The following is a 13,582-nucleotide window of genomic DNA, read 5'->3' on the forward strand; positions in this document are numbered from 1 at the left end:
GCTGCCCGAGGCGTGGAATCGATGCCCACGATGCCGTGGAATCCATGCCCACGATCGCGTGGAATCGATGCCCATCATCCGTGGAATCCGCACACAGATGACCCAGGGCATGATCAACGCCGCCGCCTCAGCGACGCGCTGGGCGCCCGGCATCAGCCAGCAGAACGCCGTTGACTATCTGCTCGGCCCGCTGCTGCACGGCATGTGCCCGAACCGCTCGCAGGGCGCCGGCTGAGCCAGCCTGCCAGCGCGCCGCCTCCCAGGAACGCTGCCGACGGCCGCCCATGAAATAATGTGATGCAACATATATCAAACGATCGTTATTATAGCGCGATGAAGCGCCGGCGGGCGCCGGACAAGGCGTTAACCGGATGAGGTGACACCGACGCTCCGCGTCGCCGGCGCGACGTCCGGCGTCTCTCCAACCGGCGCCCCGTGCAGGGCCATGCGCCGCCAGAAAGAACCACGGAGGAAGCCAATGACCACGCGCCATCGCAAGCGACGTATCGCGCGGACCCTCGGGTGCGCCATCGCAGCGTTATCAACCCTTTGCGCCAGCGCCGTGGCCAGCGAAACGCCAAAACCTGGCGGCGTGCTCGAGATCGCCACGCTCTACCGGACGTTGCCCACACTGTCATGGGACCCGGCCGACTGGGGATGGAAGACCAATCACGACACCGGCCAGATGTTCGAACAACTGTTCGCCGCCGATCTGACCAAAGCCAAACGCCTCGGAGGACCACACGCGTTTTACGCCGACGCCTGGCTGCCGTCGGACGCCATCCGGGGCGAACTGGCGGAGCGTTGGGAGTGGAAGCAGAACCCGTTGCGGCTGGAGGTCACGCTGCGCGACGGCGTGCGTTTCCCTGAGAAACCAGGAGTGATGGCCGCCCGTGATTTGGTCGCCGACGACGTGGTTTATGCCTACAACAGGCTGTTGCAGAGCCCCAAGAAAACCGCCGGATATTATGATTACCTCGAAAAAGTGCAGGCGACAGGGCCGAAAACCGTTGTTTTCACCTTCAAGAAATTTAACTCCGAATGGGATTACCGTTTTGGCTATGGCTATTACTCGGGGATCTATCCGAAGGAAGTGGTTGAGGCCGGCATCACCGACTGGAAGAAGCTGAACGGCACGGGCCCGTTCATGCTGACGGACTTTGTCCAGGGCAACGCCGCCACCTATACGCGAAATCCCGATTACTGGGGCTCCGCGACCATCGGCGGGCAGACCGTCAAACTACCCCTGCTGGACAAGGTGGTGTTCCGCAATATCCGGGATCTGTCGACTGCCAACACGGCGCTGCGCCAGGGCAAGATCGACATGCTGGAATCGGTGCGCTGGTCGGACGTCGAGCCCCTGAAAAAGTCCGCGCCCCAGCTGCAGTGGGCAAGATGGCTGTCGATGTCGGGGCAGTTCCTCGCCATGCGGATGGATACCAAACCGTTCGATGACGTGCGCGTGCGGCGCGCGCTGAATATGGCGGTCAACAAACAGGAGATCATCGACGCCTATTATGGCGGACAGGCGGAACTGTTCTCGCACCCCCAGCATCCTGACTATACCGGATATTACGAGCCGCTGGACAAAATGCCGGACAGCGTGCGCGAACTCTACGTCTATGATCCGGCCAGGGCGAAGAAGCTGCTGGCGGAAGCGGGCTACCCGAACGGCTTCAGCTTCAAGGTGCAGGTGTGCGCCTGCAACCCCGACCACATGGAGTTGCTGCCGCTCGTGGCGGCCTATCTGGAGCAGGTCGGCGTCAGGCTCGACATCCAGCCAATGGAATATGGCAGCTTCCTCGCCACCATTCTGGCCAAGACGCACGCGCCCGGCCTCTTCTCCTCCACCCCGCACAGCAACCCGACAACGACGCTGCGCACCAATTTTCTGCCAGGCCAGCAGGCTAACACCGCGATCTATCGCGACCCGGATTTCGACCGCCGCCTTGCTGAAGCCTATGGCGAGCAGGACGAGCCGAAACGGCAGGCCATGATCAAGGCGTTGACCCGGGAGATCGTCGACAAGGCCCCGTATATCTGGCTGCCGACCCCTTACGTCTTCACCGCCTGGTGGCCCTGGGTCAAGAATTACGGCGGCGAACTGCGCGCCGGCGCCAACCGCCCCGGGCCAATCTACGCCCGCATCTGGATTGATCAGGAGATGAAGAAAAAAATGGGCTACTGAACGCCACCCAGACCTGGCCGACGCCACCGCGTCCGCCAGGCCCTGGAGGCGTAGCCAGCCCAAAACGCCCCGCCAGATTGAGGACGTGAGGAAGCACAACAACTCCCGACCGCAGACGCCGGGCAACCAATCGTCACGCCCGATTAATCCGGTCGCGTTCAGACATCTTCGGACTCAATCACACAAATATTGAGCATTTCAGTGACAATCTGCTCAAGCTCGCGGTCTGAGGTGATGAAGGGCGGCATCGTATAGAGCAGCCGCCCGAACGGTCGTAGATAGACGCCCGACGCCACGGCCCGGGCATGCGCCCGGTCGACATCAATGGGTGAACGCATCTCCACGACGCCAATGGCGCCCAGCACCCGCACGTCGGCGACAGCCGGCATATCCCGCGCCGGGGCCAGGCCAATGGTGAGGCCGGCTTCAATGCGCGCCACGTCGTCCCGCCAGGCCCCGGTCTGCAACAGGTCCAGGCTGGCGCAGGCCGCGGCGCAGGCGAGCGGATTGCCCATGAATGTTGGCCCGTGCATCAGCAGGCCCGGGCTGCCGCCGGCGATGGCCTCCGCAACCGTGCGGCTCGCCACGGTTGCGGCGAACGTGATGTGCCCGCCCGTCAGCGCCTTGCCGAGACAGATGATATCAGGCCAAACGCCGGCGTGCTCCATGGCGAACATGCGCCCGGTGCGGCCGAACCCTGTCGCCACCTCATCAAAGATCAGCAGTACGCCCGCAGCGTCACAAAGCCTGCGCAGGCCTGCGAGATATCGCGGATGGTAAAAGCGCATGCCGCCGGCGCCCTGGACCACCGGCTCGATAATGAAACCGGCGATGCGCCCGGCCTGTTCGGCAAACAGCGTCTCTACCTCCTGGAGGCCATTGAGCGCCGGGTCTTCGATCCAGGCGTCGCCAAAGGCCACGGGCGGACGACGGACAAAGAACTGGGGTTGCAGGGAGCCGCCGAAGTGGCCGTGCATGCCGGTTTCCGGGTCACACAGCGACATCGCCTTCCAGGTGTCGCCGTGATAGCCGCCCCGGGCGCTGGCAAACATGGTCCTGGTTGCATGGCCCCGCGCCGCCTGGGCCTGGCGCGCCATTTTTAGCGCCACCTCCACAGCCACGGAGCCGCTGTCCGCATAGAAGATGCAGTCAAGCCCCGGGGGGAGCAACCGCACCAGGCGTTGCGCCAGCTCCGTCGCCGGATCGTGGGTCAGGCCGCCGAACATGACGTGCGGCATGCGCTGGAGCTGGGCCGTCATGGCGGCGACGATTTCCGGGCGCCGGTGGCCGTGCGCCATGCACCACCACGACGACATGGCGTCGATCATGCGTCCGCCATCAACGCGCGTGAGATAGACGCCCTGCGCGTCCGTTATCCGGTGCAGCGGCGGCGCCGCCGTCATGCTGGCGTAAGGTCGCCAGATGTGACGCCGGTCAAATTCATCGGCGCTCAGCATGACATCGCCTCGCGGACAGGCGCCAGGTCAATTCCGCTGAAGGCGGCGGCCAGCGTGTCCGGGTTGAGCGGCGCGAGGGGCGGCACGCGGCCGAGGCTTCGCACCCGTCCCATGGCGGCGATGGTCGCTTCGTTATCTGGGTTCGCCGGACCCGAGAAGATGACGCCAGCCACGCGGCATTCCCTGGCGCGCAAGGCTTCCAGCGAGAGCAAAGTATGGTTGATCGTACCGAGACCGGTGCGGGCGACCAGAACCACCGGCGCGGCCCAGCGCCGGAACATCTCGATGAACAGGCATTCCCGGTTGAGCGGAACCAGAACCCCGCCCGCCCCCTCAATGACCAGCGGTCCGTCGACGACGGGCATCGCCAGCGCATCCGGCGAAATGTGCACGCCCTCCTGTTCGGCGGACAGGTGCGGGGAGGCCGGCAGCGACAGCCGGTAGATTTCCGGCAGAACCGGTCGCCCCGACAGACGACGCGCCGCGTCGCTGTCCGTTTCATCATCCAGGCCGGATTGCACCGGTTTCCAGTAGACGCCCTCCAGCGCCTGGACGAGACCGGCGGCGACAACGGTCTTGCCAACGCCGGTGTCCGTCCCGGTCACAATGAGCGCCCGGCTTGTCCCGCGCCTCATGACAGGGCCTCCGGCGACAGGAGATCAGGCCGGCTCGCCAGCGTTTCGAACAGGCGCGTGATGTCCGCTTCGCTGACGTTGCCGGTGATCGAAACGCGCAGGCGCGAGGTTCCGGCCGGCACCGTTGGCGGACGAATGCCGCGAACATCGAAGCCTGACGATTGCAGACATGCGGCAAGCTGCATCGTCGCGGCGTCCTCGCCAACGATCAGGGGCATGATCTGCGTCGCAAAGCCATCGAGGCCACACAGGCGCCCTGCTTCCGCATGGGCATGGGCGATGCGCCGGCGCGCGCTGGCCTGAAGCTCCGGCTCATCGCCCAGCAACCGCAGGGCCGCCCGGACAATGGCGGCGGCCAGTGGCGACGGCGCGGTGGCGAAGATGAAGGGACGCGCCCGCGTCACCAGCAGGTCGACCAGGGGGCGATCGCCACACACCAGGGCGCCGGCGGCTCCCAGGCCCTTGCCGCAAGTGTGCAATGTCAACAGGCGCACGTCCGCGCAATGCCGGGCAAAGCCTGCCCCGGCCACGCCATGCACGCCGGTTGCGTGCGCCTCATCAACCACCAGAACAGCGTCGTGCCGGCGGGCGAGACCGACGAAGCTTTCCAGCGGGGCCACGTCGCCCTCCATGGAATAAACGCTTTCGATCGCCAGCCAGATTTGCCCCCGCCCCCCGTCACGCCGCCATGTCCTGATCCGGTTTTCCGCGTCGTCGGGATCATTGTGGGCGAAAGCCGCTGCCTGGCCCCGCCGCAGCCGCACGCCTTCATGCACGCTGGCGTGGATCAGGGCGTCGTAGAGGACGAGATCGTCCGCCCGCGGCAGGGTGGCGAAAATCGCCTGGTTCGCCTGAAAGCCGCCGCCCATGAACAACGCGGCTTCGGCGCCAAAAAACTGCGCCGCTTCCTGCTCCAGCGCCTCATGTTCCGCGTGGTTTCCGCGCAGCAGCCGCGAGCCGCCCGAACCGACGGGAACGCCACGCTCCAGGGCGTCGCGCGCCGCGCGCCGCAGACGCCCGGACGTCGCGAGGCCAAGATAATCGTTTGAAGAGAAATCCAGACCCCGCGCCGGCTGCAGCCTGCGCAACCGGTTCCGCGCCGCCAGGGCGGCCAGGTCAGCCTCCTGTGCAGGATAGCGGCGTTGCGGGCGTCCGGGCTCGCGGGAGCCGGACGTGGAGGATGGATATGACATGCGCCACCTGATCGTGCGTTGACCGGAGATCATGAAAATAGCTAATTCGGCCGCCGCGTCCATTGTCTTCTTATTTTTATCTATAATATAAAAATAGACATAATATTTTGATGTTTATATATTTTGTTGACGATCACACATGCCTCCGCGCGCGATGGCGGCTCAGGCGCCGCCGATCCGTTGCGATTTCTGATAATTAATCTATTATTACCGCCTGTGACGCAAAAGCGCAGGCGGCGATGTTGCCCACTCTTCGCGACAGGCCAATGCGCTGGGGCCACGTCTGGGTTCAGCGCCCGGCCATCAGAACTCTTGCGCGCCGGGCATGCCGAGGCGGGCGACAGATCCGCATTCCGTCATGTGAAAGGCGCATTCCGGTCATGAAGCAACAAGGCGCGGCATAGCTTGAAACAGCACGCGGCTCGCCTGGCGGTCACATTGACCGCCGCATATGCCCTGGTCCTGCATCTGCTGTTCGCCTCTGCCCTCATGGCGTCAATGCCGCGAGGGGCGGAGGGGATTTGCTTTGGGGCGCAGTCCGCGCAAACGCCCCCGGAACAGGACAGAAAAACCAGCCGCATCCATTGCCCGGACTGTATTTTCCGCAACCAGCTGGCTCCAGCCCCGCCCGCGCCGCAACTGTCGGCGCGCGCCGCCGCCAGTCCAGTCGCCCATCCGCCAGTCATCTGGCGCACGGCCGGATACGACGCCCCACGGCGGGCATGGCAGCCACGGGCGCCTCCCATCTCCGCGTGACGCCCGGGAACATCCTGACGTCGCGGTGACGGCCGGGGTTTTCCCGCATCCCAAATCCAGTTGCCAAACCCCATTGCTCGTCCGCCGCGCCCGCATGGCGTCGCGGTCAACGGGATCTGCTGTCATGCACATATCGAACCGCCCCATATCAGGCCGCCCTCCGGCGCCGCCTGCCCGCTCCCTCGCCAACAGCGTGCGCGGCATCGCCTTCACAGGCGTTTCCACCGGCGTGCTGTTGGTTGCCCTGCCTTCCATTTCATGCGCGCAGGCGCTGGATCAGCGGGCGGATGCGGGGCGCCGCCCATCCGTCGCGACCGACATGCAGCTTCCGCGCATTGACGTGCGGGAGCATGCGCAGCCCGACCGGTCGTCCATATCGGAGGAACAGGCCTTCGCCGCCGGCCTGACCTCCGCAAACGGCGCCGGCATCCTGAAGAACACGCCAGGCGCGGCGGTCTGGGGCGGCGGCGGCGTATCTGGCCTGCCCGCCATCAATGGTTTCGGCGCCGACCGGGTGCAGATTTCCATCAACGGCATGCTCTTCGGGATTTTCTGTCCCAACGAGATGAATCCGCCGCTTTCCTTCGTGAACCCCGCCATGGTGTCCGACGCGCAGGTGTATTACGGGACCGCCCCCGTCAGCCTTGGCGGCGACTATATCGGGGCCAGGGTCGATGTGACGGCCGGAGAGCCGCAGTTCGCCACGGAGCCAGGCGTCAGATTCTTCGGCCGCATATCGGGCGTATATCGCAGCAACGGCGACGGGCGCGGCGTCGACGCCGACGTCACGGCGGCGACCACCGATACGAGCGTGCGCTACACCGGCGGCTGGAGCCGCGCCCGCGACTACCGGGACGGCGATGGGCGGCGCATCAAATCAACCCTGTACGAGGCGCAGAACCACAGCCTGAGCGTTTCGAAGCGCATCGACAATCATCTGCTCACCTTCCAGCTTGGCGGGCAGTACATCCCCGGGCAGGCCTATCCCAACCAGTACATGGACATGGCGTCTAACCGCGGCCTCTATGGCAATGCGCGGTACGCCGGCGTATTCGACTGGGGCTCGCTTGACGTGCGCGGTTTCGCCAACAACGTGCGCCACACCATGGGCTTCATACGGCCGGACAAATCCGGCGCGATGCCCATGGACACCCGGTCCACCGACGCCGGCTATACGGTAAAGGCGACCTGGAGCCTGTCGGAAACCGACACGCTCCGCTTCGGCAGCGAGCTCCATCACAACCGGCTGGACGACTGGTGGAATCCTGTGGCCGGCTCCATGATGATGGGGCCGGACGTATTCACAACGATCAACAACGGCCACCGGACGCGTCTCGGCGCGTTTGCGGAATGGGAACGCCGTTTCGACGCCCGCTGGTCCGCCGTGGTCGGCCTGCGCAACGATACGGTGTGGATGAACACCGGCCCGGTGCAGGGCTATAACAGCATGATATACGGCGCAGACGCGGGCCGCTTCAACAGCCGCGACCATGCCCGCGTCGATGTCAACCTTGACGGATCCGCGGCCCTGCGCTTCCAGCCGGACGCCGCCTCCACCTATGAGCTGGCCTTCGCCCGGAAAACCCGTTCGCCCAACCTGTATGAACGCTATGCGTGGTCCACCACCCCCATGGCCATGCGCATGATCGGCTGGTTTGGCGACGGCAACGGCTATGTCGGCAATCTCGACCTGAAACCGGAGACGGCGCATACGGTGAGCGTCACGGCGCAATGGCGCGATCCGGCCGCAGGGCGATGGGAGCTGCGCGTCTCGCCCTACTACAGTTATGTAACCGACTACATCGACGTTGACCGCTGCGCCATCGGCAAGTGCCTGTCCATGGCGCCGGGCAACCTCGCCGCCAGAAACCGTTTCGTCTATCTCCAGTTCGCAAATCACGACGCCCGCATGTACGGCGTCAACGTGGACGGCAAGGCGACGCTGTGGGACGACGGCCGCTACGGCAAGGGCGTCTTGCGCGGGCAACTCAACGCCGTGCTGGGCGAACGCACCGATGGCGTCAATCTTTACCAGATCATGCCAGTGAACGGCCTGCTGGCCCTGGACCACAGCCTTGGCGCCTGGACCACAAGCCTGGAAATGCAACTGGCAGGCGCCAGGAACTTCGTCAGCCAGGCGCGCAACGAGGTGAAGACGTCCGCATACGCCCTGTTCAACATCCGTCTGGGATATCAGTGGGAGATGCTGCGCCTCGATCTGGCGGTCGAGAACATCTTCGACGCCAGATACGACAAACCGCTCGGCGGGGCCAATCTGGTCAACTTCCGGTCCGCGGGTCCGATGAAGTCCTCACCGGCCTGGGGCTACCCGGTCGCCGGCATGGGCCGCACCTTCAGCGCGCGCCTGTCGGTTGTGTTCTGATATCAGTGGGCGGTGGGCAAGCCCCATCGCCCATTGGCCAGGCCACGGCGTATCGGCGCTTTCACACCGCCAGGCCCGCCGCCGCTACGGCCGCGGCAGGCGCTGATGTTCGGGCGTCAATGTTCAGACGTATGAGAAATCCGGGCGCGCAACCGATGGTGGGCGCCGTCTGGCGTCCGCCGATCCCGTCAGATCCCGGAAAGCGCTTGCGACAGGCCCTGCAGGGGAGCGCGGAAGCTGACGGTCCGCGCCCCGTTGCCCGCGCCGATGCTGTACGAGACCTGGACAGCCCGTCCCTTGTTGATCGCCGCCCGCACCCGGGGCCCTATCTCGAGATAACCAATGCAGACAGCGCCGGTGCATCCCTTGATCGGAACCGGAACCGGGGCGCCGCCATCCGCGATATCCAGCATCACCGGCTTGCCGGCGTCGATGTTCTGGGGCGCGCGCACGATGAAAAAGGGCTTGCCGTTTTCCGAAGCCGCCAGCGACCAGCTGAACGCCGTAGATTTATCGGGGCTGGTGATGGTCTGGGAGATATTACAGACGCGTTGTTTTTTCTGGATGTTCTCGTCGCAGATCAACGTCCAGTAACGGAACGGCCGGATCATGCGCCGGTACTGCCCTACGGGAACGTTGTCTGGCACGACGACATCGGACGGCTTGATGTCGTAGCCGGGAGACGCCTCGAAAGGCGCCTCCGTCTTTGCTGGTTTGCGAGCGGGTCCGGCGGCGCCGGCTCCGCTCACGGAGAGGCCGGCAAAGGCCAGGGCCAGAATAACGCCGGCGCCCCGCGCCTTTGCAGAAGTCATGGCCTCAGTTTAGCGTGAGGCTGAGGCCAGCCGCAACGCCCCATTGCCGGCCCGAAGAGGTGGCGGAAATGTTGGCGCGGAGCATCTGGCTCTCGCTGGTGTAACCAAGGCCAATGGCCAGCGCGCCCTCACCGCGCCAGGCGCCGCCGCCAACCGCCATGCTGATCTTGCCTGGCCTGTTGTCATAGCGAAGCGAGGAAGCGGCGAGACCCACGGCAGCCGCCTGCCGCGCCTCCCTGCGGACATCGCCAATGGCGCCGGACAGGATGCTGAACCGCTGTTCCGTATAGCTGTTGGCGGCCTGGAGCGTCTCGGCCGACTTCTGGTCGGTATAGGTGTTGGCGCTGGCAAGAGCCCTTGCCGTGCTGTCGTCCGTATACCTGTTGGCCGATGCAAGCGCGCCGGCGGAAACGTCCTTCAGCTGCTTCACATTGACTGCGTCATTGTCCGCCACGCCCGTCGCCACATTGGACAGCAACACCGGCGCATTGGCGTCGCCGCCCTGCAGGGTGATGGAGTTCTTCTTCGCGCCACTGCTGTCCGTGTCATACATCACAGCGTTCTGGCCGAGCACGCCGACGCTGCTGCCCAGCGATTCGAGCGCCTGGTTGGTCGCGTAAAGCTGCGAACCGTTGATGGCGTCGGTCGACGAGGCGCTGACCCGGCCAGCCGCCACATTGGTCACCGTGCGCTCGGCGCCCTCGCTGCCGAACGAAACCGTGGCTGTCGCGGTTCCGGCGACATCGTAGGTTTTCCCGTTGACCGTCATGGTGCTGGTCTGGACCGCGGCCTGGGTGGACGACCCGGAGCCGATGGCGACGTCACCCGCATTGGAGGCCGTGGCGTTGGCGCCCAGCGCGATGGAATTGTCACCCTGAGCCTGGGCGTTCATGCCCGTGGCGATGCTGCCCGCGCCGCTCGCAATGGCCTGGGGACCGATGGCGGTGCTGTTGGCCCCAACCGCCTGACTGTCAGCCAGCTGGGAGTTGCTGTGGAAGTACTTGATGCCGCCGCCGTTGGCCATGCCATCGACCTGCTGGCCGATTGTCGTCAGCCGGTTATCGACGGCGCCGAAGCTGTCATAGACCGTGCTGTACTGTTGGCCCTGGATCACATAGGTCGGGCCGTTGACCACGCCATTGGCGCCAACCGTCGCGCCGCCGCCAAGGTGATTGGCGATTGATGCCGACGCCGCATACAGCTGCGCGCCATTGATCGCTTCCGTGGACGTGCTGCTGACGTCGCCGTTAGCCAGGTTGGCCAACTTCTGCGCCGCGCCGGGGTTGGCCGCCGTGCCGCCCGCCGCTGTCAGCACCGTGACGTTTGGCGCGTGCGTCCGCTGGACGACGCCGATCGCGCCATTGGCAACGCCGTTATCCAGCTCCTTGATCTTCTCGTTGGTCGCATAAAGCTGGCCGCCGTTCACCGCGTCGGTCGACGACGCCGACGTGATGTCACCGGCGGCGACGTTCGCCACCTTGAGGTTGCCAGCGTCGATGCCCGTCGCCAGCACGCTCGGCCCGCCGGTGATCGCCAGGCCGTTGGTGGTCAGCGTGGCGTTGCCGGCGGTGACGCTGGTCACATTCAGATCATCCGCCGTGGCGATGGTCAGATCGCCGCCGTTGCGCGTCACCTTGATGTTCTGGCCATCAAGGAACTGCACCTTGTTGCCCGGCTTCACCGCCGTCGCCGTGTCGTCGTTGGCCTGGAGATCCCAGCCACGGTTCGCCGTCTCGCCAAGGGTCGTCAGGCTGCTGTTGACCGCGCCGAAGCTGTCATAGACCGTGGAATATTGCTGGCCCTGGATCGTATAGCTCGGGCCGTTGACCGCGCCATTGGCGCCAACCGTGGCGTTGCCGCCAAGGTGGGTGGCGACCGACTGCGACGCCGCGTACAGCTGTCCGCCATTGATCGCTTCGGTGGAGGCGCTATTCACCGCCCCGCCGGCCAGATTGGTCAGCTTCTGCGCCGCGCCAGGCTGGGCCGCCGTGCCGCCAGCTGCCGTCAGCACCGTCACATCTGGCGTTGCCGCCCGCTGGACGACGCCGATCGCGCCATTGGCAACGCCGTTATCCAGCTCCTTGATCTTCTCGTTGGTCGCATAAAGCTGGCCGCCGTTCACCGCATCCGTCGACGACGCCGACGAGATGTCACCGGCGGCGACATTCGCCACCTTGAGGTTGCCGGCGTCAATGCCCGTCGCCAGCACGCTCGGCCCGCCGGTGATCGCCAGGCCGTTGCTGGTCAGCGTGGCGTTGCCGGCGGTGACGCTGGTCACATTCAGATCATCCGCCGTGGCGATGGTCAGATCGCGGCCATTGCGCGTCACCTTGATGTTCCGGCCATCAAGGAACTGCACCTTGTTGCCCGGCTTCACCGCCGTCGCCGTGTCGCCATTGGCCTGGAGATCCCAGCCACGGTTCGCCGTCTCGCCAAGGGTCGTCAGGCTGCTGTTGACCGCGCCGAAGCTGTCATAGACCGTGGAATATTGCTGGCCCTGGATCGTATAGCTCGGGCCGTTGACCGCGCCATTGGCGCCAACCGTGGCGTTGCCGCCAAGGTGGTCAGCAATCGACTTCGACGCCGCGTAAAGCTGCCCGCCATTGATCGCTTCGGTGGAGCTGCTGCTGACGTCGCCGCCGGCCAGATTGGTCAGCTTCTGCGCCGCGCCAGGCTGGGCCGCCGTGCCGCCTGCCGCCGTCAACACCGTCACATTTCCGGTTGGCGCCCGCTGGACGACGCCGACCGAACCATTGGCAACCCCGTTATCCAGCTCCTTGATCTTCTCGTTGGTCGCATAAAGCTGGCCGCCGTTCACCGCATCCGTCGACGACGCCGACGAGATGTCACCAGCGGCGACGTTCGCCACCTTGAGGTTGCCGGCGTCAATGCCCGTCGCCAGCACGCTCGGCCCGCCGGTGATCGCCAGGCCGTTGCTGGTCAGCGTGGCGTTGCCGGCGGTGACGCTGGTCACATTCAGATCATCCGCCGTGGCGATGGTCAGATCGCCGCCGTTGCGCGTCACCTTGATGTTCCGGCCATCAAGGAACTGCACCTTGTTGCCCGGCTTCACCGCCGTCACCGTGTCGCCATTGGCCTGGAGATCCCAGCCACGGTTCGCCGTCTCGCCAAGGGTCGTCAGGCTGCTGTTGACCGCGCCGAAGCTGTCATAGACCGTGGAATATTGCTGGCCCTGGATCGTATATTTCGGGCCGTTGACCGCGCCATTGGCGCCAACCGTGGCGTTGCCGCCAAGGTGGGTGGCGACCGACTGCGACGCCGCGTACAGCTGTCCGCCATTGATCGCTTCGGTGGAGGCGCTGTTCACCGCCCCGCCGGCCAGATTGGTCAGCTTCTGCGCCGCGCCGGGCTGGGCCGCCGTGCCGCCTGCCGCTGTCAGCACCGTCACATTTCCGGTTGCCGCCCGCTGGACGACGCCGATCGCACCATTAACAACGTTGTTGTTCAGGGTCGTGACGCGCCCGTCAACCGCTGTCACGGCCTGGTTCGTCGCGAACAGCTGCGAGCCATTCACCGCGTCCGTGCTGTTCGCCGAGATCTGTCCTGCCGCAACGTTGACAATCTGCCGCTCAGAACCCGCGCTTCCAATGCTGAAGACGCTTGTCGGCCTGGCCCCGGCGAAGCTGTAGTCCACGCCATTGATCTTCACGCTGCCGACCGCCACGGACGCCCTGGTGGTCGCGTTGCTGCCGATCGCAACCGCATCCACGTGCGACGACACGGCGCCGGCTCCCAGGGCCAGCGCCCGGATGGCGCTTGCCGTCGTCCCATTGGAGCCAACAGCCACAGCATAATTAGCCGACGCAGTCGTCGCCTCGCCCATAGCCGCGGATTGCTGACCTGTTGCGATGCTGTGCGAGCCCATGGCCGCCGAGCGGAGGCCCGAGGCTTCGGACATGTCGCCGAACGCGACGGAATGACCGCCGCTGGCGATGGCTCCAACGCCCACCCCCACATCGCGGTCCTTCTGCGCGTCTGACCCGCTGCCAACTTTATAAGTCTGCGCCATGGCGGGCGCGGTCGCCAACACGGCACCAGCGACGCCGCCGACGATGCCCAGGACACCGATGCCCAGCGCCTTCCGGCTCACGCCGAGGGTCAGGGTCGACAGCCGAAGAACTGACATCAGTCGCCGGC

Annotated in this window: 8 protein-coding genes; 3 read left to right on the forward strand and 5 right to left on the reverse strand. The window is 65.4% G+C overall.

The window, feature by feature from the left end:
* Positions 1–235 (forward strand): hypothetical protein (locus tag EV666_RS18315; RefSeq protein ID WP_207906437.1); only part of this gene is annotated, 235 nt, incomplete at its 5' end.
* Between the two features lie 243 nt (positions 236–478).
* Positions 479–2,188 (forward strand): ABC transporter substrate-binding protein, encoded by a 1,710-nt coding sequence (locus EV666_RS15685; RefSeq protein ID WP_132010258.1) that lies wholly within the window; start codon positions 479–481, stop codon positions 2,186–2,188.
* 158 nt (positions 2,189–2,346) lie between these two features.
* Here EV666_RS15685 and bioA read toward each other — a convergent pair whose 3' ends face one another.
* The 3 genes from bioA to EV666_RS15700 are packed head-to-tail and all read right to left on the reverse strand — an operon-like array spanning position 2,347 to position 5,473.
* Complete coding sequence (gene bioA, locus EV666_RS15690) at positions 2,347–3,645, reverse strand: adenosylmethionine--8-amino-7-oxononanoate transaminase (RefSeq protein ID WP_132010260.1); 1,299 nt, start codon at positions 3,643–3,645, stop codon at positions 2,347–2,349.
* Positions 3,639–4,280: a dethiobiotin synthase gene (bioD, locus tag EV666_RS15695; protein WP_132010262.1), complete on the reverse strand. Its 642-nt coding sequence runs from the start codon at positions 4,278–4,280 to the stop codon at positions 3,639–3,641. Before bioD ends, bioA begins: the two co-directional genes overlap by 7 nt.
* Complete coding sequence (locus EV666_RS15700) at positions 4,277–5,473, reverse strand: 8-amino-7-oxononanoate synthase (RefSeq protein WP_132010264.1); 1,197 nt, start codon at positions 5,471–5,473, stop codon at positions 4,277–4,279. Before EV666_RS15700 ends, bioD begins: the two co-directional genes overlap by 4 nt.
* Positions 5,474–6,353: 880 nt before the next feature.
* Between EV666_RS15700 and EV666_RS15705 the strand changes: the two genes are divergently transcribed.
* On the forward strand, positions 6,354–8,612 hold the full coding sequence (locus EV666_RS15705) for a TonB-dependent receptor (RefSeq protein ID WP_132010266.1): 2,259 nt from the start codon (positions 6,354–6,356) through the stop codon (positions 8,610–8,612).
* 188 nt (positions 8,613–8,800) lie between these two features.
* Here the strand turns inward: EV666_RS15705 and EV666_RS15710 are convergent, their stop codons facing one another.
* Both EV666_RS15710 and EV666_RS15715 read right to left on the reverse strand, forming a co-directional pair.
* Positions 8,801–9,424 carry an invasion associated locus B family protein gene (locus tag EV666_RS15710; RefSeq protein WP_132010268.1) on the reverse strand — a complete coding sequence of 208 codons (624 nt, stop codon included), beginning with the start codon at positions 9,422–9,424 and terminating at the stop codon, positions 8,801–8,803.
* Between the two features lie 4 nt (positions 9,425–9,428).
* Positions 9,429–13,571 (reverse strand): YadA-like family protein, encoded by a 4,143-nt coding sequence (locus tag EV666_RS15715; RefSeq protein ID WP_165910044.1) that lies wholly within the window; start codon positions 13,569–13,571, stop codon positions 9,429–9,431.
* Positions 13,572–13,582: the final 11 nt, after the last annotated feature.

Origin of the sequence: Camelimonas lactis (genome assembly GCF_004342915.1) — a bacterium.
GTDB classification, from domain to species: domain Bacteria; phylum Pseudomonadota; class Alphaproteobacteria; order Rhizobiales; family Beijerinckiaceae; genus Camelimonas; species Camelimonas lactis.